We start from the raw sequence: 25,117 nt of genomic DNA on the forward strand, positions 1-25,117 counted from the left end.
ATAATTATAAATCAAATTGCTACTTTTATTTACGATTTATAATTTCCGTCATCTGACAAAAATAGCTTATTTTTATAGTAAATTAACCTCTATTTTTAGATTCTCTTATGTCAGAAATTAAAACCTATTCTCATATAAATGACTTTCTTTCTGAACTTGGTGTGCCTATCCTTCGACATTCCGATTTTTATATTGTGAAATTTGAAGAACATCAGGCAAATCTGCAAAATCCTAAAACTTCCTATACACATTCATATTTTGAAATTGCATTTTCGATAGGTTATGATGCAAATGTTTCAATTGGAAATCAAAAAGTAAATGCTATAGATACTAATTTTTCTTTTGTTTCTCCAGGACAAATTGTAAAATGGGAAGTGAATCATTTGAAAAAGGAAAGTTCTGCTTTTTTAATATTACTAAAACCCGAATTTTTACCATTTTCACCAAGTATTTTTAATGTTTATGAAAATTTTCCATTTTTCAACCATCATACATTATCAAGTTATCAGATAAATGAAAATCAACAGCAAATTTTTCTAGATTTTTTTGAGAAAATTAATGAAGAATATAAAAGAAATGAAAAAGATAGTTTAGAAATTATACGTTCTTATTTGAATATCTTACTTTTTAATGCAAAAAGAGAATTGAAGTTTGAGCAAAATATTAGTTTTTTAAAGAATCGAAGTCAAGAAATTACTTATAAATTTGAACAATTAATCAAACAAACAAAACTTAAAAGAAAACCGATTGCTTTTTATGCAAGAAAATTAAATATCAGTTCGATTTATTTAGCAGAATGCATTAAAAAAACAATTCAGAAAACACCAAAACAAGTAATTGATGAATATATTGTTTTAGAAGCAAAATCACATCTTTCTCAATCTTTATTAAGTGTTTCAGAAATTGCTTATTTACTAGGATTTGAAGATACTTCTTATTTTATTAAATATTTCAAAGCACATTCAGGTATTACTCCAAGTAATTTTAGAAAAAACAACTAACATAAATAATCACCTTAAAAACATAAAATACAACTACATTTTTCATGTAAACCGATTGTAATTTTGTTTTAAAATTAAATCATTAGAAATCATGAAAAAATTATGTATAGCACTTTTAGGAATTATTTGTGGTTCTTGTGCATCGAATTCAAATGAAATTATAAGACAAAATCCTACGACTTTATACAATCCTTCCAAATATGGATTTACACAAACAATTAAAGTTCCTGCAAAAGGGGAATATGTTTTTGTTTCTGGGCAATTAGGTTCCAAAAAAGAAGATCGCGAATTTTCAACAAATTTTAGAACACAAGTAAAAAACACGATTCAAAATGTCATTTACGGTTTAGAAGCGAACGATGTTTCTACAGAAGATGTTGTAAAAATTACTGTTTTAATTGTGGATCACGACAATGAAAAACTAGAGATTTTAACAGAAGAATTTTTAAAAGTGTGGGGAGAAAAAAATCCAACCAGTACATTAATTCCAGTTCCAAAATTGGCTTTAGATGGAATGTTGATTGAAATTGACGCTTTGGCTTATAAAAAATAGAAAGAAGAGTTCTTTAAATAAAGAACTCTTCTTTTTTTATTTACATAACTTTTGCTTCTTTAGGTTTTCTAGCAATAAAAAATGTGATAAAAGAAAGAATTCCACAAATTGCAAAACCAATAAATAAAGGATATACAGAAACTTCAATATATCTTCCAACAACAACTCCAATAGGAACAGCGATTAAAGTAGAAATAAATCCATTAATTGCAGCTCCAATTCCAGCAATATGTCCGATTGGCTGCATGGAAATTGCTCTAATATTTCCAAATAAAAATCCAATAGCAAAAAATTGTAAAGCCATAAAAGCGATTAAAACAATTAAAGAAGGATTTGCAGAACTTGAAAAAGTCATAAGAAAAATGATTGGTAAAATTGAAAATGCTGTTAGAGCAGTTAATGCCAATTTATGCATTCCAAGTTTCATTACAAGCATTCCGTTAGTGAAAGTAGCAATTCCGACAGTTAAAGCCATTCCAGCAAAAACAAAAGGAAATTCATCTTTTAATCCATATTGATTTTCAAAAATATGTTGTGAAGAACTAATGTATGTCATAAAAGAACCAGTAATAAATCCAGAAATTAAGGTAAAACCAACAGTTTCTCGAAATTTAAAAAACTCTTTAACTCCATTTTTATAAATGCTTAGATTAAAGTTACTTTTAAATTCAGGTTTTAACGTTTCAGGTTGTCTTTTCCAGAACCAAAATAAAACAAAAACACCGAAAACAATTTGAAAATAGAAAATTGACTTCCAATCAAAATTATTTAAGATTAGTTTTCCTAAACTTGGAGCAATGACTGGAACTAAGATAAAAATTACAGTTACAAACGACATAATTCTTGCTAAAAAATCGCCTTTATATGTATCTCTCACAATGGAAATACACAAAGTATAAGGTGCTGCCAAACCTATTCCTTGAAGAAGTCTTCCCATAATCATCACATCAAGAGAAGTTGCAGCAACACAAAGGAAACTTGCTAAAGTATAAATTGAAAATCCAATATAAATAATTGGTTTTCTTCCAAAACTATCAGAAAGTGGACCGAATAAAAGTTGACCAAAACCTAAACCAAGAAAAATCATTGTAACCAACAATTGATTATCGGCAGTATTTTGACTTTTGATTGCAATTCCAATTTCAGAAAGTGCAGGAAGTAAAGCGTCGATAGAAAGAGCCACGATAGACATCAAAGAAGCCATTAGCGCAACAAATTCTATGTTTACACCATTTGTATTATTATTTATCATTTTATGCATGTTTTATAAAAGAATGAGATTTCATTCTGTTTGCAAAGTTACTATACTTTCTGTTTATTAAAAAAGTAGTTTTTCGGGTAAAAATGGTATAAATTAATGTTTAACACAAAGATGTAAGGAATGTTTAATTTAAATTTCTATTCCATTTCCAACAATTTATAATTAAATTTAAAGGTTCATTTTCTAAAAATTTCAAAAATTATTGAATATGGAAAAACTTAAGAAACTAGCAAATTGGAAAACAATATTAATTTTATTTATTCTTTTTTTACTATTTACTCTTTATTTATTTCCAAAATATCAGAAAATAATTAATGACGTATCAAATGGTGAAGTTGTAATTCTTGATGAATTATTTGATTATAGTAAAAATGATGTTGACAAACTTTTCAATGCAATGGGAGAAAAAGGAAGAGATGTCTATATCTATATGTCAAGTGTAATTGATTCTGTCTATCCGATTGTTTATGGTTTATTAGCTTTTTTTATCATTCTTAATTTGACCAAAAATGCAGATAACAAATCTTATTTGTTGACAATTTTCCCAATCATGACTGTCATTTTTGATTATTTTGAAAATTTCAATATAATTCGGCTTCTTAAAAAGTTTCCAAATATCACGGAAACACAAGTAGAAATTACTTCAATGTTGACGCAAGGAAAGTGGATTTTTCTTTATTTAACTTTTGTAATTATCCTAATTTTATTTATCTCAAAACTTATTATTATTTTAAAAAAAAGTAAATAATTTTATTACATTTGGCTTGGATAAAATAAACTTATCTATCTGAAAATAAAAGCATTTTCAAAACAAATAAAAACTTGCCACATGAAAATTAAAAATAGCTATACAAGATTATCTATTCTGTTATCTTTTTTAATTCTTTTAATTAAATTAGTTATAGAATTTACTTTTTTCACTTTAATAAATAACAATTCGTCAAAAAGAAATTTAAATGATTTTGCTTCTTCATTAATTATGGATCAATCGCAAAATTTAATAACTGTCGGTTTAATTCCATCTTTAGCAGCATTAATTTTAGCAATTTTAGGAGTTCGATATTACAATCGTCATCGTTATTTTGGATTATTTTTTTGTATTATTACATTAATTGTTTCCGTAACCCCAGCAAGTTTATTCATTTTTATTCCATGAGGTCATGAAAAAACAATTTTCTAAAATTTCAATCGTAATTTCATTTGTAATTCTATTATTAAAATTAATTCTTGAAATAAGTTTTTTTTCAGAATCCAATGAACAATCCATTGAAGCTTCAAGAATTATTTCATCAACAATTATTTATAATGATGTAAAGTTTTTAATCTCATTACTTTTAATTCCATTTTTAGTTTCTTTAATTTTCGCTATTCTTGGAGTTTTTCATAAAAACAAACGAAGATTTTTTGCTTTGTTTTTATGTATTTTAACTTTAATCATCTTTATTACGCCAATTGGTTTTTTAATTTTAATTACATAAAAAAAGCAATGTTTTCACATTGCTTCTTCCAATAATTCTTTTGGTGAAATGCCATTTTCTTTCAACATTTGATAATGACTTTTCAAAGCATATCCAAGTGTATATTTGCGATAAGGTAAATTGTATTTCTCTGATATTTCAACAAGTTTTTCTGTAATTTCTGGATAATATACATGATTTATTTTCGGAAAAAGATGATGGACTACATGAAATTGAAAAGATCCCATCATAAATCTTGTAAATGGATTATCCATATCGACATCATTTGTTGTCAAAAGAGTATGAATAAACCATGTATTTGGCAATTTATTTTCTTCATCAACTTCAGGATAAATTGCTTCTGTATTTGGATGAGATGTCAATAAAATACTTAAAGCAAAAATACTTGCTGTAACCATATAAATTGCAAATCCAACAAAAGCTTGAGTCCAAGTTAAATCCAGAAAATATTTAGGAAAAATAATTGTATAGAAAATAAATAATCCTTTAAAAAAAATCAATCTAAAAAATTCAAATTTTGGAATTTTTCCCCATTTATGAATAATTTGATCTTTCGCAAAAAAGTCTCTAAAATCTCTGTAAACTAACCAATTTACAAGATAGATTGGATAAATTGGTAAAACATAAAGATGTTGATATTTATGATGCTTTTTATATGGAGCATGAGAAAAAACTCTAAATAAAGCATTTTGTTCCATATCTGTATCCCAATCTTTTACATTCGGAAAATTATGATGAAAATACAAATGACGAATTTTCCAGATATAACTATTTGCTCCCATCAAATCGAACAAATAAACATAATATTTATTTATCCATTTTGTTTTAAAAATTGTTCCATGCACAGCATCATGAATGATATTTAAAAAAACGAAAACTAAAGTAAATCCAAGTAAAAAATTAAAGAAATAAAATAAGGAAATATTCATCCCAAAATATAAGATTGCTGCATAATTTAAAAAGAATAAAAAAGGGAAAAAGAAAGCCTTGAAATAAATCTCTTTCTGTCTTGTTTTCGACTTTTCATACACAATTTTGTATGCCTCTTTTCGTAATTCTTTAAACCATAATCTGTTTGTGTCCTTCGCAAACTTTGGTTTGTTTTTCTTAAAAATAGATTCATTATTTTCCATCAAAATTCCTATTTATAATATTTAGGTATTTCTTCAGGGGATTCAATGAAAACATTATAAACTTATTGGAATTAATCACTCTTCTCTCTTTCTAATTTACGAAAGTTTTGTTAAAAAATAAACACCTTTAACATTGATAATCAATTATATAAATAAAACTTTTAGAAAGAAAAATTTAATAAAAAAAGCTAATTTTTAGATAAAAATGAAAATTAAAATCACTAAGGATTAATTTTTGAAAAGAATTTAGCTTAAAACTTAACTATTATGAAATGCTTATTCAAAAAACTTAAAATGAGTGCTCTACTCATTCTTTTCCTATTATTATCCTCCTGTTTTAGTGATGATGACATGACCGATTTTACTCGAGTTGAAAATGAATCTAATTCTAATATTTACTTTGATTTCAAACCAAGTACATTTAATAGAGAAGCAAATGGAGATGAATTTTTCAATATGAGTATTCCTTATACAACAAAAATGGATTTCCAATTGGAATCTTATGAATTAAATGAAGAATTGGATACCGTTGCCGCAACGTATCGAGTTTCAAATATTTTAAATCAGTATTTTGTTGGCTATCAAGATGGAAAAACACTTGATGGTGGAGAAATTTTTATCACTTTAGATAATTCTGATCCTTTAGATAAAAAGTTATTTATATCGGAAGCAAATGAATTTAATGGAGAAAATCCTTATGATGAATCTTCTTATTGGACATCTTGGAGTTTTCCAGAAGAAGATCATAATTTCCAAAATGATTTCTTTTTTAAATTAACTCCAGAAAGGTCAAGTTATAGTAATTTTGATTATGCGGAAACTCCTGAAGGTTTAGGAATTGGAATTTTAAATCTTCAGTTCGACTACCAACATTGGCGTAAAGATATTAGCGCTGCAACGGATGAATTGGTTTTTGAAGGTTCCATTTTGTTCGAATTACAATTTAATTTTTAATTTAAAATCATGAATCAAACTCTTATTGATAATATATTTTTAGAAACATCTTTTGGAGAAATATGATCTCTAATATCTATTATACATCAAATTTCACAATTCAATATTTCTCCATAAGGTGTTTTATATTTTAAATCTAAGCAGATTTTTCGTTAGCAAATTGCATATCATAAAGTGTTTTATAATATCCTTCTGGATTTTTCAATAGTTCTTTATGACTTCCTTGTTCCACAATATTTCCTTTATCCATTACAATGATTTTTGAAGCTTTTTTAATTGTTGCTAGACGATGCGCAATCACTATAGAAGTCTGATTTTTTGTTACTTTCTTTGTTACTTTTTGCAAAAGTTTCTCTGAATGTGAATCAATGGAAGAAGTTGCTTCATCCAAGATTAAAATACTTGGTTTACTTAAATAAGCTCTCAAAAATGCAATCAATTGTCTTTGTCCAGCAGAAAGCATTACCCCTCTTTCTTTTACATTATAATGATAATTTTTTGGTAAAGACATAATAAAATCATGAATTCCAATTTCTTTTGCAGCTTCTTGAACTTCTTCTAAAGTAATATTTTTATTTCCTAAAACAATATTATTATAAATTGTATCTGAGAAAAGAAAAACGTCTTGTAAAACAACAGAAACCTGATTTCTTAGAGAATCCATCGTATATTCTGTAATATTAGTTCTGTCTACCTTAATTTTTCCAGAATCAATTTCGTAGAAACGATTTATCAAATTAATAATAGTAGATTTTCCTGCTCCAGTTGCACCAACAATTGCAATCGTTTCTCCTGCTTTTACATCAAAAGAAACACCTTTTAACACTTCTTCACCTTGAATATAACTAAATCGAACATTTTCAAAAGCAATATCTCCTCTAAAATTCGGTGCAGTTTTCGTTCCAGAATCTGGCTGCGTTTCTTCCGTATCCATTACTTCAAAAATTCTATCTCCAGCTACCATTCCCATTTGAAGTGTATTAAATTTATCTGCAATTTGGCGTAAAGGACGGAATAACATTTGAGCCATCGTAATAAATCCTATAATTTCTCCTACTGTAATTGTACTATCTACAGCTGCTTTTAAACCTCCATACCAAACTAAAAGCCCAATAGCAATTGAAGTTAAAATTTCCGAAATTGGGAAGAAAATAGAATAGTACCAAACTGTTTTAATGTATGCTTTTTTATGTTTATTATTTATTTCATAAAACTTCTGGTATTCAATTTTTTCACGATTAAAAAGCTGAACAATTTTCATTCCTGTAACTCTCTCTTGAACAAAAGAATTTAAGTTTGAAACTTGATTTCTAACTTCTTGAAAAGAAGATTTTATAGCAATTTGGAATAATTTAGTAGCATAAATTAAAATAGGTAAAACTAAAAAAGTAATCAAAGCTAATTTCCAATTTTGATATAACATAATTACAGCTACAACAGCCATTTTAAGAATATCACTTACAATCATAAATAAACCTTGACTGAAAAAAGCAGCAATCGTTTCGATATCTGAAACAACTCTGGTTACTAATTTTCCAACAGCATTTTTATGGAAATATGAAGTTCGGAAATAGACTAAATGTTTAAATAATTTCGTACGAATATCTTTAATTACATTTTGTCCAAGCCAGTTTGCGATATAAATAAAAATCAATTGTAAAATCACCTCTCCTAAAAGAAAAAGAAGTAATAAAACTGTATAAAATAATAATCCTTCTAAGTCTTTTTTGGCAATATAATCATCAACTGAATCAATGATTAAAACAGATCTTGCACCTGCGAAAACAGATAACAAAATAGCTGAAATTCCAGAAATATAAAATTGCCATTTATATTTCAAAGCATATTTCAATAAACGATTAAATATTTTTGCATCAAATGCTTTCCCTGTTACTTTACTACTCATTTTCTCTGATAGTTGCTGGATATTCCACTTTTGTTAAAAACAATCCTTTTGCTGGAACAGAAACTCCAGCTTTAGATCTATTTTCACTTAAAATAATTTTTTCTAAATCCTCTATTTTTTTCTTTCCTAAACCAATTTCTAATAAAGTTCCTACAATTGCACGAACCATATTTCTAAGAAAACGATCTGCACTTACATGAAAAGTTAAGTTTTTTTCGTTTAAAACCCATTTTGCTTCATAAATTTTACAATTATATGTTTTGACATCTGTTTTACTCTTTGAAAAACACTTAAAATTAATATGATTAAACAACACTTTTGCAGCTTTGTTCATATTTTCAATGTTAAGTTTTTGATGATGTAATTGTAAAGTTGTATCTAAACAAAATGGATCTCTTCCTAAGAAAATTCGATATTCATAACTTCTGCTTGTTGCATGAAATCTTGCATGTGCTTCTTCATTTACTAGAAAAATCTCGTAAATAGCCACTTCATCTGGAAGGACAGCATTTAATTTATAAGCATAATCCGCTTTTGTTAAATCTTGATTTGTTTCAAAATGAGCAAACATTTGAGAAGCATGAACTCCAGTATCTGTTCGTCCTGCTCCTACAATTTGTATGTCTTCTCTTAAAATTTTGGATAAACCTTTTTCAATTACTTCTTGTACTGAAATAGCATCAGGTTGAATTTGCCAACCATGAAAATTTTTTCCGTTATACGCAAGTTCTATAAAATATCTCAAAGGAATAAATTACTTTTGTGAAAGAGCAAAGATAAGAAATTCTTATCCGTTTTTACAGCTTGTAAACTTGCTGATTTTTCTAAATATTTTCTTAAAAAACTGATTTTCTAAATTAAATCATATGAAAAAAATTCTTTTACTTTCTGATACACATAGTCATATTGATGAAACAATTTTAAAATATGTCAAGCAAGCTGACGAAGTTTGGCATGCAGGAGATATTGGTGATTTAAAAGTGACTGATACTATTAAAAAACTAAAACCACTTCGAGCAGTTTATGGAAATATTGATGGAACAGATGCTAGAAAAGAATTTCCATTAGATAATAGATTTACAGTTGAAAATGTAGATGTTTTAATAACACATATTGGAGGTTATCCAGAGAAATATAATCCAAGAATTAAAAAAATATTGACTAAAAATCCACCAAAAATTTTTATTTCTGGGCATTCTCATATTTTAAAAGTAATGTTTGACAAAAAATTAAATCTTTTACATTTAAACCCTGGAGCTGCTGGAAAATACGGATTTCATCAAGTAAGAACGATGTTAAGGTTTACCTTAGATAAAGGAAAAATCGAAAATTTGGAAATTGTAGAATTAGGTAAAAAATAACTTACATAAAGTTTGATACTTCTTGTTTTCTCACAATTGGAACAGAAATATAAACAACCGTACCTGAATCTTTTTCAGAATTAATCGCCATAATTCCTTGCATTGCTTTAATTCTAAGATGAATCTGGCTTAATCCTAAACCTTCTTTATCTTTGATGTCATCTTTTTCAAAACCTTTTCCATCATCAGAAATTTTAAATTCTAAATTTGAATCGACTTCTCTAACAGTTACTAAAGCGTGATTTGCATCACTGTGTTGTTTTATATTTTCTAATAATTCTTCAATTATATGATAAAGTTTAATTTCAAAACTTTGAGAATATCTTGCATTTATTGAAGAATCATAAGTAATTTCTAGATTTTTATTTGAATATTTTTCTGTTAAATCTTGAATTGCTTCATTCAATCCAAAATTGATTAATACAGCTGAAAATATATTATGAGAAAGGTTACTAATTTTTTCAGAAGCTTCTTCAATAATTTCTTGTGTTTTTAAAATCTCTAGAGGAATTTCGTCTTTCATTTGAGATTTAGAAGCCATTAAATGAAGATTTGCAGAAGATAATAATGCGCTTACACTATCATGTAACGTCTGAGCTATAATTTTTCTTTCAGCTTCTTTTTTATCAATTGTCGTACTAGCTATTTGAACAACTTTTTGTTTTTCTAATTGTCCTTGTTTATTTCTTTGTTTTAATCTTTCTCTAGAATTTCTTAAAGCTTCATTTCTACTTTTTAATTTCCTATTATAAACTATTCCCCAAAGTATTATGCAAATTACTATAACTCCAATTAATGATATTGCTGAAATATATTGTGCTTTTAATCTTTTATTTTTCTCTAATTCGATAAGTGATTTATTTTTTTCAGCTTTATATTTATTTTCAATTTCAGAAATTTCTTGTGTTCTTATTTTTTGATCAGTACTTTCTTTTAATTCTAGATAAGCATTTTTGAAGTGAAACGCTTTTTCAAAATCTTTTTTAGCTGCGTAAGCATCGCTAATATTAAAATAAACTGTGTATTTTGTTTTAAGTGAGTGATGATCTAAATCTGGAAGGGAATCTAAAATTCTCAGGGATTTTTCGTAAGAACTTATTGCTTTATTAAATTGTTTATTAATGTGATAAAGTCCTCCTAAATTATTTAGGATTGTCATTTCTATTATAACATTTCCTAATTCATTTTGTAGTTTTCGAGCTTCTTCAAAAAAATTTGCAGCTTGATTAAAATTTCCTGAATAATATTCAATAGCTCCATAATTATTATAAGTCATTGCCCTGCCTTTTTTGGCATTTTTTGGAAAGATCTCTAGGGCTTTATTAAAATAAACTTTAGCAGAATCATATTCTTCTAATCGAAAAAAATGTGAACCAATTCTAAATTTTAAATCTCCTCTTCTTAAATCTGTTTGTGCAAATTTTTCAGATTCTTTTAAATAATAAATAGTTTTTTTATAAAGTTTATTTTCCGATAAAATAGTCACTATCGAATCATAAGTCTCATTAATTAGTTTAGTATCATTTATTTTGATACGCTTATGCAAATACACCAGCAAATTTTTTATTTTCTCTTGCTGTTGAATTTGAATAGAGTCTTTCTCTTGAAATTCTTCTGTAAAATCATTAAACTTTACTTCAGAAAAACAATAATAATTAAAAGAACTAAATAATGTTATAATTATATAAGTAAATAATTTCATTTTTTACCTTTCTTTACACTTATAATTTACTTCAAGAAAATTATTTGTGAGGTATTCTAAAAACAAAATCATTTTTAATTAAAATACAAAAACAAAGGAGAGGTCCAATAATGTTATAAGAATTCCTCTCCTTTCCCCCAAATACTATCTTTATATTTTAATGTTAAATAATCCTATTTTTCATGGCATAAATTACCAGCCCTACTACATTTTTTACTCCCAACTTTTTCATTAATTTTTTTCTGTGTGTTTCAACCGTATTAACACTGATAAATAATTTCTCAGCAATTTCTTTTGTACTAAGCTCATTACCTATCAATTTTAATACTTCTTTTTCTCTTTCAGTTAGTGGACTAAAAAATGTACTCTCTGGATTATTTTCTTCCCCTGCTCCAGATAGAAAATCTACCATCTTCTTCTGGATGCTCTCGCTAAAATATTGTTTACCAGAATTAACTGATCTAATCGCCTCAACAATATGTTCTCCAGCACATTTTTTAGTCAAAAAACCTTTTGCTCCAATTTTTAATACTTCCCTAATAAGCTTCATTTCATCATAGCTGGATAAAATGATTATATTAGGAATTACCCTTTTCTTTTGGAACGACTGCATAACCTCGATACCATTGACGTTTGGCATACTAATATCTAAAACTAAAACATCTGCTGTATTTTCTTCAAACCATTCGATGGTCTGAGCTCCATCAAGAGAACATCCAACAATCTCGATATCCTCTTGAATCTTCAATACAGCGCTGATACCGTCAATTAATATCTTGTGGTCATCTGCAATGTGTACTTTTATCTTTTTCATCTTTTCCCGTTTACAAAACTATAGTAATTCATAATTCGACACAATACACAAAAAATGTGTTTTTTCGACATCACCGTTTTCAGTTAGTCTAAATTTCTTGCTTGTTTTTAACTTAAAACAAACTTAAAAATTTATTTCTAGTTATTACAAAATCTATAGTTTTTTAATAAAAAAAATGAAAAACAAACCGAAGAAATAACATTTCATTTACCTTAAAACCAATACTTTACATTTAAATATATTGATTTAATTAATTTTAAATTAGAGTTTTAAAAAATCTTTAAAGAATAAATTTTTAACACCAAAATTCTTTCAAATGGAGCTAAAAATTTTGTAGAAAATTTTGTAGAAAATTTTAAAAAAGTATTTTTTTGAACAAAAAAAACAGTGATAAAAAAACGTGATAGCAATTTTTGGGTATAAAAAAACTACCCTGAAGAGCAAAGTTTTTTAGAAAAGATAAAGGATGCGCTCTTTAGGGTAGTAAATTTTTTATGAAAAAATATGTTTTACTTTTTCTCTAATAATTCAAAGAATTGATCGAATTTAGGTAAAATTACAATTTTAGTTCTTCTGTTTTTTGCTCTACCTTCAGAAGTATCATTTGAAGCAATTGGGTGATATTTACCTCTACCAGCCGCAATCATTCTTTCTGGATCAACTTTATACTTATCTTCTAAAATACGAACAACAGATGTCGCTCTTTTTACAGATAAATCCCAGTTATCCACTAATACACCTTGTTTTCCAGCATAAGAACGAGAATCTGCAAAACCTTCTACCATAATTTCAATATCAGGCTTGTTATTAACAACTTTTGCAACTTTCCCCAGAACTTCAATACCTCTTTTATTTAAAGTATATCCTGCTGTACGGAATAAAAGTTTATCAGATAATGAAATAAAAACAGCTCCTCCTTCTACTTCAATTTGAATATCTTCGTCATTGACATTCGCTAATGCTCCTTTTAAATTAAGCACTAATTGAAGATTTAATGAATCTTTTCTTGCAACAGCATCCTGTAAATTTCTGATGTAAGAATCTTGATTCTCAATTTTCTCTAATGAGCGTTTTACATTTTCTGCTTCTCTTTTAGATAATACAGAAAGTTCCGTTAAGCTGCTTAACATTTGAGTATTATTCTTTTTCAAATAATCAACTCTTTCTGCCAATTCTTGATTCTCTTTACCTATTTTGTCTTTATCAATCAAACACTTTTCAAGGTTAGCTTTTGCATTCGTTAAATGCTCTTTATTCTGCTCGTTTTCTTGCTGCAAAGCATTATACTTTTTAGTTGAAACGCAAGACGTTAAAGCAATTGACGAAATTGCAGTTAGGATAAGTAGTTTTCTCATATTTCAAAAATTTAATATTGTCCAAATTTATAAAATATTAATATGGAAATTAGAAAATGTAATCATATTTAAGATTAATTTATGATTAAATATCATGTATCTTTGTTAAATGTTAAAGAACTTAAATCAAAACATTTCATAGTATGAAAAAAATTATACTTCTGGTATTAACAATACTAATAATTTCCTGTAAACAAGATACTAAAAACGATTCAATTCTTCTAAAAGGAAATGCTTTAGGAACTACTTTTAACATTAAATATTTTGATACCGATCAAGTAAATTATCTAAAAAGTGTAGATAGTATAATTAATGCTGTTAATAAATCTCTTTCCACTTATCACAAAGATTCTGACATTTCAAAAATCAATAAAGGAGATTCAACAATAGTTGTAGATGAACTTTTTATTGAGAATATGGAAAAATCTAAAACAATACATGAAAACACTAACGGATTCTTTGATCCTACTGTTGGAATTCTTGTAAACGCATGGGGATTTGGCCCTGAAAAAGAATTGGAAAATTTAGATTCTACAAAAGTTGCCGAGCTTTTAAAATTTGTTGGATTAGAAAAAATTAAGCTTAAAAATGGAACAATAATTAAAGATTCAAAGCAAGTATATCTTGATTTTAATTCAATAGCCAAAGGTTATACAATTGATTTAATTGGCAGATTTTTAGAAAAAAAAGGAATTCATAATTATTTAGTAGAGCTTGGTGGAGAAGTACGAGCTAGAGGTAAAAACTTGGAAAAAGGTTCTTTTTGGGCAATTGCAATTGAAGATCCAAACACGGACGGAACAAGAAGTTTTACAAAATATGTACAACTTAAAAATGAATCTATGGCTACTTCAGGTAATTATAGAAAATTTAAAAAGAATGATAAAGGTGAAAAATTTGTTCATACTATAAATCCTAAAACTGGTTTTGCTTATGAAAGTGATTTGATTAGTGCAACCGTAATCTCTGAAATTGATTGTGCTGATGTTGATGCTTATGCTACAGCTTTTATGGCAATGGGATTAGATAGAACAAAAGAATTTTTAGAAAAACATAAAGAAATTAAAGCATTTTTAATTTATGTAGACGAAAATGAAAACTTAACGAATTTCACTTCTCCAAGTTTAAAAATTGAAGAAATACAATAATGAACTTATAGAGATAAAAAAAGCATCTTATTTACTCTAAGATGCTTTTTGTATTTTAATGATGCCAAGAGGCATATTTGACATAATTATTGGCAATTCTATGGATTTCTCCTTCTAATAAATCCACATCTAGATCTTTAATTTTTTTAGCTGGCATTCCTGCATAAACACTTCCTGATTCTGCAACTGTTCCTTTTGTTAAAACAGCTCCTGCTGCAATAATTACATTTTCTTCAATTATACAATCATCCATCACAATTGCTCCCATTCCAATTAAAACATTGTCTTTAACAGTACAACCGTGAACTAAAGCATTGTGACCAATAGAAACATTATTTCCAATTGTTGTTGGCGATTTTTGATAAGTTGCATGTATCACTGCTCCATCTTGAACATTTACTTTATTTCCCATTTTAATAAAGTGAACATCTCCGCGAATTACAGCATTATACCAAACACTACAATCATCACCCATTGTTACATCTCCAACTATTACTGCGTTTTCTGCAACAAAACAATTTTCACCTATATGTGGTTTCTTTCCTAAAATTTCTTTGATTATCATGTTTTATTTTTTTTGATACGTTATAAAGCTAAAATCATATTCATTTTTAGCATCTGCAACATGATCTTCTTCAAAAACTGCTTCCCAATCATTTAAAGATATTTCAGGGAAAAAAGCATCTGCATCAAATGAATGATGAACATGTGTAATTTCTAAAACATCTGCAATATCCATTGAAAGTCTATAAATCTCTCCTCCTCCAACTATATAAGGATTCTCATCATATTTTTCTGCTTCTTTTAAAGCTTCTTCTATATTTGAAACTATGATACAACCTTCTGCTTTAAAATTTGGATTTCTAGTAATCACAATATTTGTTCTATTTGGCAAAGGTTTGTTCATCGATTCATAGGTTTTCCTTCCCATAATAACTACATGTCCTGTAGTTAAATTTTTAAATCGTTTTAAATCTGTAGATAATTTCCAAATCAACTGGTTATCTTTTCCGAGTTCATTGTTTTTTCCTATCGCTGCAATTAATGTAATCATGTTTTAATGAGGTTTTGTTTTTGATATTTCTCTTTCCTTATTCCATTTCTTCACCATCTTCTTTTTTCTTTGATATCTCGTCTTCTATAATTCTTTTTTCAATAGATTCTAATTTATTTTTATATTTATTGATCAATTTTTCTGTTTGCTCACGCTCCCATTTTTTCCCCATAAATTGTTGAGTAATAAAAACATTTATAAAGTGAAGTATCCAGAAGAACAACCAAACAAATACGACAACTTCATACCAATTTCCATATTCTTGTTTTCCGTAGTCAAAAACTGTATTTCCTATGTACAAAAAAACAGAAACAATTACTAGAATTATCAAATGAACAAAAACTCCTTTTTTTTGTCTTACCCTTTTTCTCGCTGCTTCATATAACTCATGCTGTTCCAGATTGTTCATAGGATGTACTTTTTAAGTTTCTTCCTATAAATTTACTAAATATTTTTATACAGAAACAGCTCCTTTTATATGTGGATGTGCTTCATAATCCATTAATTTAAAATCATCATAAGTAAAATCAAAAATGCTTTTCACATCTTTATTTATCAGCATTTTTGGAAGTTTTTTAGGTTCTCTTGACAATTGTAATTCCATTTGTTCAAAATGATTATTATAAATATGTGCATCTCCAAAAGTGTGAATAAAATCACCTGGTTCATATCCTGTAACTTGAGCAACCATCAATGTTAGTAAAGCATAAGAAGCAATATTAAAAGGAACTCCTAAAAAGACATCAGCACTTCTTTGGTAAAGTTGACAAGAAAGTTTTCCATCATTTATATAAAATTGAAAAAAAGCATGACAAGGAGGTAAAGCTGCTTTTCCATTTGCTACATTTTCAGCAAAAGAAACAGAAGTATCAGGAAGTACACTAGGATTCCAAGCAGAAACAATCATTCTTCTACTATTTGGATTTGTTTTTATGGTTTCAATTACTTCAGAAAGCTGATCAATTCCTTCGCTATTCCAATTTCTCCATTGGTGTCCGTAAACAGGACCTAAATCACCATTTTCATCTGCCCAAGCATCCCAAATCTTTACATTATTCTCTTTTAAATATGCAATATTTGTTTCTCCTTTGATAAACCAAAGTAACTCGTGAATAATTGATTTTAAATGTAATTTTTTAGTTGTAACCATTGGAAAACCTTCCGATAAATCAAAACGCATTTGATAGCCAAAAACACTTTTTGTTCCTGTTCCTGTTCTATCTCCTTTTTGGTTTCCATTTTCTAAAATATGTTGTACTAAATCTAAATACTGTCTCATGATACTTTCTTTTTTGCATTAGGGATTGCAGCGACATCCTTTTGCTGCTTGCAGTTTTGCAGCAAAAGATATAGCGGAAAGCCCGACCCGATAGGGAAATGCCCAAACCGAGAAAATTATAACGTATGAATAAGGTACAAAAAAATGCCTTTTAAATAATAATTAAAAGGCATTCTGAAATTTATTTTGAACAAAGTTATTAACCGATAATCATTCCAGCGATTGTTGCAGAAAGTAATGAGGCGATAGAACCTCCGATTAATGCTTTGATACCAAATTCTGATAATGTTTTTCTTTGGTTTGGTGCTAAAGAACCAATTCCTCCAATTTGAATTCCAATTGAAGCGAAGTTTGCAAATCCACACAGCATATAAGTTGCCATGATGATAGATTTGTTATATGTTAAATGAATTGCATTTGTAGCATTTTTAAGTTCTGCTAATTGGATATATCCGATAAACTCACTTGCGGCAAGTTTAATTCCTAATAATTGTCCCATTAACATCATATCTTCTTTTGCTACACCAATTAACCACATTAGTGGAGAAAATACAAGTCCAAGAACTGATTCTAAAGAAAATTGTTTGTATGGCGTATTTGCAGCCATTAAATTATTCAATCCTGTCCAATCTCCAATCCATCCAAAAATCCCGTTAATCATTGCGATAAAAGCAACGAAAACCAATAACATCGCAGCAACATTTACAGCTAATTTTAAACCTTCAGTTGTTCCATTTGCGATTGCATCAAGAATGTTTGAACCAATTTTGTCATGAGAAACTTTTACATCTGTATTGATTTCTTCAGTTTCAGGATAAAGCATTTTAGAAATAATTATTGCACCAGGTGCAGCCATTACTGAAGCAGCTAATAAATGTTTTGCATAGTGTAATTTCAAAGCAGGATCATTTCCTCCTAAGAAACCAATATATGCAGCCAAAACACCTCCAGCCACAGTTGCCATTCCTCCTACCATTACAAGTAAGATTTCTGACTTTGTCATTTTTTCTAAATAAGCTTTAATCATTAAAGGAGCTTCTGTTTGTCCTAAGAAAATATTACCTGCAACAGATAAACTTTCTGAACCTGAAATATGAAGAAGTTTTGTAAAAAGCCATGCTAAACCTTTTACAACAATTTGAATAATTCCTAGGTAGAATAAAACAGAAGTTAAAGCAGAAAAGAAAATAATTGTAGGTAAAACTTGAAAAGCAAAGATAAATCCAAAACTTTCTACATTCATCATTCCTCCTAAAAGGAACTCACTACCTGCTTTTGTATATTCTAAAACATTTACAAAAAGACCACTTACTTTTTCGAATCCACTTTGTACGATTGGAACAGTAAGAATTCCGATTGCTAATAATAATTGTGCTGATAAACCAGCTCCAACAGTTTTCCAATTAATTTTTTTACGGTTTGAACTTAAAATATATGCCAGACCGACTAAAGTTATCATTCCAATTACACCTCTTATTAAAGAGTTCATTGAAAATCCTTGGCTTTCAATTATTGGACTATTTGTAGCTGCTTCTTGAGCGTTTACAATAAAAATGTTAAAGAATAAAAAGATCGTTAGTAAGATTTTGCGTATCATCTTTACTTTGGGTATTATTTAGATTTGCGTTTGTTAATTTCATCACGGATTTTCGCAGCAGTTTCATAATCTTCATTCGCTACTGCCTCATCCATCATTGTATTCAGTTCACTCAATGTTTTATGAGCATATTCATTTTCGGTAGTAGTTTCCTCTTGTGATGTATTCTCATCTTCAAATTCTTCTAAAGAATACGGATCATCGTCAGGGTTTGTTTCTTCTTTTTCTTTTAAATAGATACCAGCTTTATCTAAGATATTTTCGTAAGCGAAAATAGGGGCGTTGAATCGAGTTGCTAATGCAATTGCATCTGAAGTTCTTGCATCAATAATTTCTTCGATTCCATCTCTTTCACAAATTAAACTAGAATAAAAAACTCCATCCACAAGTTTATGAATTATAACTTGACGTATTGCAATCATAAATCTGTCTGCAAAACTTTTAAATAAATCGTGTGTAAGTGGTCTTGGAGGTTTTATCTCTTTTTCTAATGCAATTGCGATTGATTGTGCTTCAAATGCTCCTATGACAATAGGAAGTGTGCGACTACCTTCTACTTCGGAAAGTACAAGTGCGTATGCGCCACTTTGCGTTTGACTATATGAAATCCCTTTTATTGTTAGGCGTACTAAACTCATGTATCTTAATTTTATACGAGTAAATTTTATGATAAAAAAAGCTGTCTAATTAAAGGGAAATGACTTCAAAAAATTAGACAGCTTTTTTGAGGGTGCAATTTACTAAAAATTATGCGTTATTTGCTTTAAATTCCTTTAATTTCTCAATTAATTTTGGAACTACTTCAAAAGCATCCCCTATAATACCATAATCTGCAGCCTTAAAGAAAGGTGCTTCTGGGTCTGTATTAATTACTACTTTCACCTTAGAAGCATTAATTCCAGCTAAATGTTGGATTGCTCCAGAAATACCAATCGCGATATATAAATTTGCTGCAACTTGTTTTCCTGTTTGTCCTACGTGTTCTTCGTGTGAACGCCATCCTAAATCAGAAACTGGTTTAGAACAAGCTGTTGCTGCACCAAGTACGTCTGCTAATTCTTCGATCATTCCCCAGTTTTCAGGTCCTTTTAATCCTCTTCCTCCTGAAACTACGATGTCAGCATCTGCGATAGAAACTTTTCCAGTAGATTTCTCAACGCTTTCTACTGAAATTCCACTATCTGCTAATGAAGGTACAAAATCTTCTTCAGTTCCAGAAACATTATTTTCTACTACTCCAAATGAGTTTTTAGCTAAACCGATTAATTTAACTGATGTAGAAATTTCTGTATGATTAAATGCTTTGTTTGAAAAAGCTTTTCTTTTAACTACAAAAGGTGAAATTGATTCTGGTAAAGCAACAACGTTTGAAGCATAACCAGCTTCTAAATTTACAGCAGCGATTGGCGCTAAGTAAACTCCATTACTACTTGAATCAATAACTACAACCTCAGCATTTTCTTTTTTTGCAGCTTCACTTACGATTCCTGCATAAACTTTAGCATCAAAGTTTTTTAAAGCATCATTTTTTACGCTTAAAACTTTTTCTGCTCCATAATTATATAATACTGAATTATCTTCAGCATTAATTGTTAAAGCAACTAAATTAGTTCCTAATTGCTCTGCAACTTTCTTCGCATAAGAAGTAGCTTCTAAAGCAACTTTTTTAAATTTTCCTTCTGATGTTTCGGCTAAAACTAAAACAGACATAATTTTTTAATTTTTTATGATAAATAGCTTAAAGCTAGATTTCTTCGATTTGACAATTAGATTACTTTCGCTTCGTTGTGTAATAAATTGATTAATTCATCAATATTATCTGCATCAACTAATTTTACAGCTCCTTTTGCTGCTGGCTTCTCAAATTTTTGTGAAGATGTCATTGCTGAAGCGTCAACTGGTTCTACAACAGCTAAAGGTTTTTTTCTAGCCATCATAATTCCTCTCATGTTTGGAATACGTAGATCTTTTTCTTCTACAACTCCTTTTTGTCCTGCAACAACTAATGGTAATGAAGCTTTTAAAGTTTCTTCTCCTCCGTCAATTTCTCTAATTAATTTAGCATCTGTACCTTCAACTTCAATTCCGATACAAGCGTTCACGAAGTTAAATCCTAATAATGAAGCTAAAATTCCTGGAACCATTCCTCCATTATAGTCAATAGATTCTCTTCCTGCTAAAACTAAATCATAACCTCCATTTTTTACAACCTCAGCTAATTGCTTTGCAACAAAAAATCCGTCTGTTGCTTCTGCATTTACTCTAATAGCATCATCAGCTCCAATAGCTAAAGCTTTACGTAAAGTTGGTTCAGTTGAAGCATCTCCAACATTTACAACTGTTACTGTAGCTCCTTGCTTTTCTTTAAACCACATAGCTCTTGTAAGCATAAACTCATCATGTGGATTAATTACATATTGGATACCATTTGTATCGAACTTTGAATCGTTATCTGTAAAGTTGATTTTTGAAGTCGTATCTGGAACATGACTAATACAAACCAATATTTTCATTTTCAATATATATTTTGAAGATTTCTATTTAATTTTTCTGTGATTTAATGATAATCGCTACGAAGTTATGATTTTTTTTTATAAAACGATGAAACTTACATTATTTCGTTTTATATCTATCATTCGTAGAAATTTCAATTTGGGGATTGCTGAAATGTCTCCTTTTTTGGTGCGTAACATCTATTTTTAAAGAACTTTACACTATAAATAACTTCTGTTTTTTGTTATTTTTTCAATTGGCATCTTAAAGATATTTCCGTTTAAATTTTCGTCCTAAAGGTAGTTCTTTTCTAGCAAAAACTACTGATTTTAATCATGTCAATTAAAGAATTCCATATTTAATAATTTTTGCTTAGAAAAAATCTTAGATTTTAAATGTAAATGTGTATTATAAATCCTTATTTTTGTGATTTCATAAAGCAATTTAAAATGAAGACAATACAATTTAGAGAAGCCATTGCTGAAGCAATGAGCGAAGAAATGCGTAGAGACGAATCTATTTTCCTTATTGGAGAGGAAGTAGCAGAATATAACGGTGCATACAAAGCTTCTAAAGGAATGTTAGACGAATTTGGTCCTGAGAGAGTTATTGATTCTCCTATTGCTGAGTTAGGATTTGCAGGTATCAGTGTAGGTGCAGCAATGAACGGAAACAGACCAATCGTTGAATTTATGACATTTAACTTTTCATTAGTTGGTATTGATCAAATTATTAACAATGCTGCTAAGATGAGACAAATGTCTGGAGGGAATATCAATATTCCAATCGTATTTAGAGGTCCTTCTGGTTCTGCTGGTCAATTAGCTGCAACGCATTCTCAATCTTTTGAAAATTGGTTTGCAAATACACCAGGTTTAAAAGTTATTGTTCCTTCTAATCCATATGATGCAAAAGGTTTATTAAAAGCTGCAATTCGTGATAACGATCCAGTTATTTTTATGGAATCGGAGCAAATGTATGGAGATAAAGGTGAAGTACCTGAAGGAGAATATGTATTGCCTATCGGAGTTGCAGATATTAAAAGAGAAGGAAAAGATGTAACAATTGTTTCTTTTGGTAAAATTATCAAAGAAGCTTATAAAGCTGCTGAAACTTTAGAAAAAGAAGGAATTTCTGCTGAAGTTATCGATTTAAGAACTGTACGTCCAATGGATTTTGATACAATCTTAAAATCAGTTAAGAAAACAAATAGACTTGTTATTTTAGAAGAAGCTTGGCCATTCGCAAGTGTTTCATCAGAAATTACTTTCCAAATGCAAGAACAAGCTTTCGATTATTTAGACGCACCAATCAAAAGAATTACGACTGCTGACACACCAGCACCTTATTCACCAGTATTATTAGAAGAGTGGCTTCCTAATGCTGACGATGTAGTAAATGCTGTAAAAGAAGTAATGTACGTAAAATAAGAAAATTTTAACACAATAATAAAAGCCTTTCAACGTTAAGTGAAAGGCTTTTATTTTAAAAAAATAGATGAAAAATAAATTATTCTTTTTTCTTTTCCTCTTTATATCCGTTTTCACATTTGCACAAGTGAAAGTTGGAGGAAAAGTTGTTGATGACAAAGGAGAACCAATTCCTTTTGCTTCTGTTGTATTTAAAAACTCTATCATCGGAACTGTTTCCAATGATGATGGTACGTTTTATTTAGAAGCAGACAAAACCTACAAACAAATCGAAGTTTCATTTATTGGATTTGAAACCAAAACAATTAATGTAAAACCTCGTGACTTAAACCTTAAAATTGTTTTAAAAGAAGAAAATGCAGTTCTTGATGAGATTGTAATTTACAGTGGTAAAACAAAGAAAAAAGGAAATCCAGCTGTTGAAATTTTAAAGAAAATATGGGCGAAAAAACGTTCTAATGGAATTTATCTTTATGACCAATATCAATATGATAAGTATGAAAAGATTGAATTCGATTTGAACAATATTGATAGCGCTTATAAAGAAAGAAAATTATTCAATGGAATTGAATTCGTTTTTGATTATGTTGATACATCAAGTATTACAGGAAAACCTTACCTTCCTATTTTTATCAACGAATCTGTTTATAAAACTTATGGAGATAATGACTTGAAAAAAACTCGTGATGATTTAGTTGCAAACACTAATTCTGGTTTTCAATCTAATCAAAGTGTTATCGCTTTTGTTAAGGATTTATATGCAGACTATAATATTTATAATAACTACATTAAAATTTTTGACAAAAGTTTTGTGAGTCCACTTTCTAGAACTGGTGTAAATAATTACAATTATATTCTTGCAGACAGTGCTTTTATTGAAGATAAATGGTGTTATAATATTGTTTATTACCCTAGAAGAAAAGGAGAGCTTACATTTAAAGGTGATTTTTGGGTAAATGACACCACATTTGCTGTGAAAGAAATCAATATGCAAGCAACGAAAAGTGCAAATATTAACTGGGTTAAAGATATATATATTGAACAAGCTTTTGAAGTATTAAGTGATTCTGTTTTCCTTCTTAAAAGAGATCATATGTTTTCTGATTTTAGTTTTAGTAAAAAAGAAAAATCAAAAGGTCTTTATGGAAAAAGAACAACTTTATATACAAATTATGAATTTGACCAAAAGAAAGATGCTTCCTTCTATAAGGAAGAAACAGATGTTTATAATCCTGATATTTACAATAAATCTAGCGAATATTGGTCTAAAAACAGACCTGAAAAATTAAGTAAAGATGAAAAAGGTATCTATTCAATGTTAGATACTTTAAGTGTAACTCCAAAATTCAAAAGAATTACGGATGTAATTTCTATTTTAGGTTCTGGTTATATCGAATTTGGAAAATTTGACTATGGACCAATCTTCTCAACTTTCGGAAAAAACGATGTGGAAGGAATCCGTATTCGTGTTGGAGGAAGAACTTATTTAGGCGGAAATGAGCCTTGGAGAGCGCAATTCTATACTGCTTATGGAACAAAAGATAACCAATTCAAATATGGTGTTTCTTTTAAATACATGGTTGATCGAAAAAGTCGTTTAACTTTTGGTGTTGGAACTCGTAGAGATGTGGAACAAACTGGTGTTAGTTTGACAACAACAAATGATGTGCTAGGTAGGAGTTTTGCTTCTTCTGCTTTCTTTGCAAGCGGGCCAAGTAACCAATTAACTTCTGTAAATCTTACAAATCTTTTCGCATCAATTGAACCAAAGAAAAATTTAGAATTCAAATTTGGCGGATCTTATAGAACTTTAAAATCTGCGGATCCATCTGGCTTTAATTTGGATTATTTTGATAAAGCTGGAAATATTAAATCAAACCTTACACAATTTGAAGTAGATGGAATGATTAAAGTAACACCTGGAAGAAAAACAATCGGATATGGTGTTGAAAGAAATGAAGTAAATGATAATTATCCTACAATTTTCCTTCGTTATTCTAAAGGATTAAAAGGTGTAATTGATAGCGATTTCGAATATGATAAATTACAATTCTATTACAAACAACCTTTCCAAATTGGTGGTTTTGGTAGATTATTTTCAACAATTGAAGTTGGAAAAACTTTCGGAACTGTTCCTTTAAGCATTTTAAATGTCGTTCCAGGTAACCAATCTTATTTCATTATTGATGATACTTATGGTTTATTAGATTATTACGAATTTGTAACAGATACTTACGCTTCTCTACATTTAGAACATAATTTCAACGGACGTCTTTTCTCTAGATTACCTTTATTAAGAGATTTAAACCTTCGTGAAATTGTTGGAGTAAAAGCTGTTTGGGGAGAATTATCTCAAGAAAATATTGATATTAATAATACCGCACCTCTAACCCACCCTATCGAATATAAACCACCAACAGATGTTTATATGGAAGCTAGCGCTGGTGTTGGAAATATTTTTAAAGTTTTCCGTCTGGATTTTATTTGGAAAGTAAGATACAGAGACCCAAGTGGAAAAGGAAATTTTGGAATAAAAGGAGGCTTCGGTTTTTATTTCTAGTGTAAAAGTTACTCAAAATAATATTATTTAGTACTTTT

At 28.7% G+C, this 25,117-nt stretch carries 25 protein-coding genes; 10 read left to right on the top strand and 15 right to left on the bottom strand.

Annotation, left to right across the window (positions count from 1 at the left end; genetic code table 11):
* Positions 1–107 precede the first annotated feature (107 nt).
* Together I1A51_RS02525 and I1A51_RS02530 are read left to right on the top strand one after the other, a co-directional pair.
* Positions 108–1,001: a helix-turn-helix domain-containing protein gene (locus tag I1A51_RS02525; RefSeq protein ID WP_196890837.1), complete on the top strand. Its 894-nt coding sequence runs from the start codon at positions 108–110 to the stop codon at positions 999–1,001.
* A 91-nt stretch (positions 1,002–1,092) separates the two neighbouring features.
* Positions 1,093–1,554, top strand: a complete 462-nt coding sequence (locus I1A51_RS02530) for a RidA family protein (RefSeq protein ID WP_196890838.1) — start codon at positions 1,093–1,095, stop codon at positions 1,552–1,554.
* Positions 1,555–1,594: 40 nt separating this feature from the next.
* Here the strand turns inward: I1A51_RS02530 and I1A51_RS02535 are convergent, their stop codons facing one another.
* Positions 1,595–2,806 carry a multidrug effflux MFS transporter gene (locus I1A51_RS02535; protein ID WP_196890839.1) on the bottom strand — a complete coding sequence of 404 codons (1,212 nt, stop codon included), beginning with the start codon at positions 2,804–2,806 and terminating at the stop codon, positions 1,595–1,597.
* A 217-nt stretch (positions 2,807–3,023) separates the two neighbouring features.
* Between I1A51_RS02535 and I1A51_RS02540 the strand changes: the two genes are divergently transcribed.
* The 3 genes from I1A51_RS02540 (at position 3,024) to I1A51_RS02550 (ending at position 4,293) form a co-directional block, all read left to right on the top strand.
* Positions 3,024–3,563, top strand: coding sequence for a hypothetical protein (locus I1A51_RS02540; protein WP_196890840.1), 540 nt, complete (start codon positions 3,024–3,026; stop codon positions 3,561–3,563).
* Between the two features lie 81 nt (positions 3,564–3,644).
* Positions 3,645–3,971 carry a hypothetical protein gene (locus tag I1A51_RS02545; RefSeq protein WP_196890841.1) on the top strand — a complete coding sequence of 109 codons (327 nt, stop codon included), beginning with the start codon at positions 3,645–3,647 and terminating at the stop codon, positions 3,969–3,971.
* A 4-nt stretch (positions 3,972–3,975) separates the two neighbouring features.
* Complete coding sequence (locus I1A51_RS02550; protein ID WP_196890842.1) at positions 3,976–4,293, top strand: hypothetical protein; 318 nt, start codon at positions 3,976–3,978, stop codon at positions 4,291–4,293.
* A 14-nt stretch (positions 4,294–4,307) separates the two neighbouring features.
* On the opposite strand, the gene I1A51_RS02555 is transcribed toward I1A51_RS02550, so the two are convergent.
* A complete protein-coding gene (locus tag I1A51_RS02555) occupies positions 4,308–5,426 on the bottom strand; it encodes a fatty acid desaturase family protein (RefSeq protein WP_196890844.1) in 1,119 nt (372 codons plus the stop codon).
* Positions 5,427–5,720: 294 nt separating this feature from the next.
* Here I1A51_RS02555 and I1A51_RS02560 point away from each other — a divergent pair, with 294 nt between their 5' ends.
* Complete coding sequence (locus I1A51_RS02560; protein WP_196890845.1) at positions 5,721–6,380, top strand: hypothetical protein; 660 nt, start codon at positions 5,721–5,723, stop codon at positions 6,378–6,380.
* 136 nt (positions 6,381–6,516) lie between these two features.
* Here the strand turns inward: I1A51_RS02560 and I1A51_RS02565 are convergent, their stop codons facing one another.
* Both I1A51_RS02565 and truA read right to left on the bottom strand, forming a co-directional pair.
* Positions 6,517–8,286, bottom strand: a complete 1,770-nt coding sequence (locus I1A51_RS02565) for an ABC transporter ATP-binding protein (RefSeq protein WP_196890846.1) — start codon at positions 8,284–8,286, stop codon at positions 6,517–6,519.
* A complete protein-coding gene (gene truA / locus I1A51_RS02570; protein ID WP_196890847.1) occupies positions 8,279–9,031 on the bottom strand; it encodes a tRNA pseudouridine(38-40) synthase TruA in 753 nt (250 codons plus the stop codon). The genes I1A51_RS02565 and truA overlap by 8 nt, the downstream gene beginning before the upstream one ends.
* A gap of 121 nt (positions 9,032–9,152) precedes the next feature.
* Between truA and I1A51_RS02575 the strand changes: the two genes are divergently transcribed.
* Positions 9,153–9,647: a metallophosphoesterase family protein gene (locus tag I1A51_RS02575; RefSeq protein ID WP_196890848.1), complete on the top strand. Its 495-nt coding sequence runs from the start codon at positions 9,153–9,155 to the stop codon at positions 9,645–9,647.
* Position 9,648: 1 nt separating this feature from the next.
* Here I1A51_RS02575 and I1A51_RS02580 read toward each other — a convergent pair whose 3' ends face one another.
* The 3 genes from I1A51_RS02580 to I1A51_RS02590 all read right to left on the bottom strand — a co-directional run bounded on the left by I1A51_RS02580 (position 9,649) and on the right by I1A51_RS02590 (position 13,518).
* On the bottom strand, positions 9,649–11,349 hold the full coding sequence (locus I1A51_RS02580; protein ID WP_196890849.1) for a tetratricopeptide repeat-containing sensor histidine kinase: 1,701 nt from the start codon (positions 11,347–11,349) through the stop codon (positions 9,649–9,651).
* Between the two features lie 163 nt (positions 11,350–11,512).
* Positions 11,513–12,163: a response regulator gene (locus I1A51_RS02585; protein WP_196890850.1), complete on the bottom strand. Its 651-nt coding sequence runs from the start codon at positions 12,161–12,163 to the stop codon at positions 11,513–11,515.
* Positions 12,164–12,672: 509 nt separating this feature from the next.
* A complete protein-coding gene (locus I1A51_RS02590; protein WP_196890851.1) occupies positions 12,673–13,518 on the bottom strand; it encodes an OmpA/MotB family protein in 846 nt (281 codons plus the stop codon).
* 143 nt (positions 13,519–13,661) lie between these two features.
* On the opposite strand from I1A51_RS02590, the gene I1A51_RS02595 reads away from it, so the two are divergent.
* A complete protein-coding gene (locus tag I1A51_RS02595) occupies positions 13,662–14,666 on the top strand; it encodes an FAD:protein FMN transferase (protein WP_196890853.1) in 1,005 nt (334 codons plus the stop codon).
* Positions 14,667–14,721: 55 nt separating this feature from the next.
* On the opposite strand, the gene I1A51_RS02600 is transcribed toward I1A51_RS02595, so the two are convergent.
* From I1A51_RS02600 to I1A51_RS02635, 8 genes are all read right to left on the bottom strand, one after another.
* Entirely contained in the window at positions 14,722–15,231 is a 510-nt protein-coding gene (locus I1A51_RS02600; protein WP_196890855.1) for a gamma carbonic anhydrase family protein, read from the bottom strand.
* 3 nt (positions 15,232–15,234) lie between these two features.
* The gene (locus I1A51_RS02605) at positions 15,235–15,720 is read right to left on the bottom strand and encodes a dihydrofolate reductase (protein WP_196890857.1); all 486 of its coding nucleotides are present in this window, start codon (positions 15,718–15,720) and stop codon (positions 15,235–15,237) included.
* Positions 15,721–15,757: 37 nt separating this feature from the next.
* Positions 15,758–16,129 (bottom strand): 2TM domain-containing protein, encoded by a 372-nt coding sequence (locus I1A51_RS02610; protein ID WP_196890858.1) that lies wholly within the window; start codon positions 16,127–16,129, stop codon positions 15,758–15,760.
* A gap of 45 nt (positions 16,130–16,174) precedes the next feature.
* On the bottom strand, positions 16,175–16,999 hold the full coding sequence (locus I1A51_RS02615; protein WP_196890860.1) for a thymidylate synthase: 825 nt from the start codon (positions 16,997–16,999) through the stop codon (positions 16,175–16,177).
* 199 nt (positions 17,000–17,198) lie between these two features.
* Positions 17,199–18,596 carry a NupC/NupG family nucleoside CNT transporter gene (locus I1A51_RS02620; protein WP_196890862.1) on the bottom strand — a complete coding sequence of 466 codons (1,398 nt, stop codon included), beginning with the start codon at positions 18,594–18,596 and terminating at the stop codon, positions 17,199–17,201.
* A gap of 14 nt (positions 18,597–18,610) precedes the next feature.
* The gene (locus I1A51_RS02625) at positions 18,611–19,234 is read right to left on the bottom strand and encodes a bifunctional nuclease family protein (RefSeq protein ID WP_196890863.1); all 624 of its coding nucleotides are present in this window, start codon (positions 19,232–19,234) and stop codon (positions 18,611–18,613) included.
* 109 nt (positions 19,235–19,343) lie between these two features.
* Positions 19,344–20,306, bottom strand: a complete 963-nt coding sequence (locus I1A51_RS02630; RefSeq protein ID WP_196890865.1) for an electron transfer flavoprotein subunit alpha/FixB family protein — start codon at positions 20,304–20,306, stop codon at positions 19,344–19,346.
* A gap of 56 nt (positions 20,307–20,362) precedes the next feature.
* Entirely contained in the window at positions 20,363–21,109 is a 747-nt protein-coding gene (locus I1A51_RS02635; RefSeq protein ID WP_196890867.1) for an electron transfer flavoprotein subunit beta/FixA family protein, read from the bottom strand.
* A gap of 429 nt (positions 21,110–21,538) precedes the next feature.
* Between I1A51_RS02635 and I1A51_RS02640 the strand changes: the two genes are divergently transcribed.
* Positions 21,539–22,519 carry a pyruvate dehydrogenase complex E1 component subunit beta gene (locus I1A51_RS02640; protein ID WP_196890869.1) on the top strand — a complete coding sequence of 327 codons (981 nt, stop codon included), beginning with the start codon at positions 21,539–21,541 and terminating at the stop codon, positions 22,517–22,519.
* Between the two features lie 67 nt (positions 22,520–22,586).
* Positions 22,587–25,079 carry a DUF5686 family protein gene (locus tag I1A51_RS02645; RefSeq protein WP_196890871.1) on the top strand — a complete coding sequence of 831 codons (2,493 nt, stop codon included), beginning with the start codon at positions 22,587–22,589 and terminating at the stop codon, positions 25,077–25,079.
* Positions 25,080–25,117 lie beyond the last annotated feature (38 nt).

It is taken from the genome of Aureivirga marina (assembly GCF_015767265.1).
GTDB classification, from domain to species: domain Bacteria; phylum Bacteroidota; class Bacteroidia; order Flavobacteriales; family Flavobacteriaceae; genus Aureivirga; species Aureivirga marina.

Excerpts from the sequence above, each read along its gene's own strand:
- I1A51_RS02550 (WP_196890842.1), top strand. The coding sequence starts at position 3,976 with ATGAAAAAACAATTTTCTAAAATTTCAATCGTAATTTCATTTGTAATT.
- I1A51_RS02585 (WP_196890850.1), bottom strand. The coding sequence starts at position 12,163 with ATGAAAAAGATAAAAGTACACATTGCAGATGACCACAAGATATTAATT.
- I1A51_RS02540 (WP_196890840.1), top strand. The coding sequence starts at position 3,024 with ATGGAAAAACTTAAGAAACTAGCAAATTGGAAAACAATATTAATTTTA.
- I1A51_RS02610 (WP_196890858.1), bottom strand. The coding sequence starts at position 16,129 with ATGAACAATCTGGAACAGCATGAGTTATATGAAGCAGCGAGAAAAAGG.
- I1A51_RS02630 (WP_196890865.1), bottom strand. The coding sequence starts at position 20,306 with ATGTCTGTTTTAGTTTTAGCCGAAACATCAGAAGGAAAATTTAAAAAA.
- I1A51_RS02640 (WP_196890869.1), top strand. The coding sequence starts at position 21,539 with ATGAAGACAATACAATTTAGAGAAGCCATTGCTGAAGCAATGAGCGAA.
- I1A51_RS02600 (WP_196890855.1), bottom strand. The coding sequence starts at position 15,231 with ATGATAATCAAAGAAATTTTAGGAAAGAAACCACATATAGGTGAAAAT.
- I1A51_RS02565 (WP_196890846.1), bottom strand. The coding sequence starts at position 8,286 with ATGAGTAGTAAAGTAACAGGGAAAGCATTTGATGCAAAAATATTTAAT.
- I1A51_RS02595 (WP_196890853.1), top strand. The coding sequence starts at position 13,662 with ATGAAAAAAATTATACTTCTGGTATTAACAATACTAATAATTTCCTGT.
- I1A51_RS02615 (WP_196890860.1), bottom strand. The coding sequence starts at position 16,999 with ATGAGACAGTATTTAGATTTAGTACAACATATTTTAGAAAATGGAAAC.
- I1A51_RS02580 (WP_196890849.1), bottom strand. The coding sequence starts at position 11,349 with ATGAAATTATTTACTTATATAATTATAACATTATTTAGTTCTTTTAAT.
- I1A51_RS02625 (WP_196890863.1), bottom strand. The coding sequence starts at position 19,234 with ATGAGTTTAGTACGCCTAACAATAAAAGGGATTTCATATAGTCAAACG.
- I1A51_RS02525 (WP_196890837.1), top strand. The coding sequence starts at position 108 with ATGTCAGAAATTAAAACCTATTCTCATATAAATGACTTTCTTTCTGAA.
- I1A51_RS02590 (WP_196890851.1), bottom strand. The coding sequence starts at position 13,518 with ATGAGAAAACTACTTATCCTAACTGCAATTTCGTCAATTGCTTTAACG.
- I1A51_RS02645 (WP_196890871.1), top strand. The coding sequence starts at position 22,587 with ATGAAAAATAAATTATTCTTTTTTCTTTTCCTCTTTATATCCGTTTTC.
- I1A51_RS02635 (WP_196890867.1), bottom strand. The coding sequence starts at position 21,109 with ATGAAAATATTGGTTTGTATTAGTCATGTTCCAGATACGACTTCAAAA.
- I1A51_RS02555 (WP_196890844.1), bottom strand. The coding sequence starts at position 5,426 with ATGGAAAATAATGAATCTATTTTTAAGAAAAACAAACCAAAGTTTGCG.
- I1A51_RS02620 (WP_196890862.1), bottom strand. The coding sequence starts at position 18,596 with ATGATACGCAAAATCTTACTAACGATCTTTTTATTCTTTAACATTTTT.
- I1A51_RS02575 (WP_196890848.1), top strand. The coding sequence starts at position 9,153 with ATGAAAAAAATTCTTTTACTTTCTGATACACATAGTCATATTGATGAA.
- I1A51_RS02545 (WP_196890841.1), top strand. The coding sequence starts at position 3,645 with ATGAAAATTAAAAATAGCTATACAAGATTATCTATTCTGTTATCTTTT.
- I1A51_RS02605 (WP_196890857.1), bottom strand. The coding sequence starts at position 15,720 with ATGATTACATTAATTGCAGCGATAGGAAAAAACAATGAACTCGGAAAA.
- I1A51_RS02535 (WP_196890839.1), bottom strand. The coding sequence starts at position 2,806 with ATGATAAATAATAATACAAATGGTGTAAACATAGAATTTGTTGCGCTA.
- I1A51_RS02560 (WP_196890845.1), top strand. The coding sequence starts at position 5,721 with ATGAGTGCTCTACTCATTCTTTTCCTATTATTATCCTCCTGTTTTAGT.
- I1A51_RS02530 (WP_196890838.1), top strand. The coding sequence starts at position 1,093 with ATGAAAAAATTATGTATAGCACTTTTAGGAATTATTTGTGGTTCTTGT.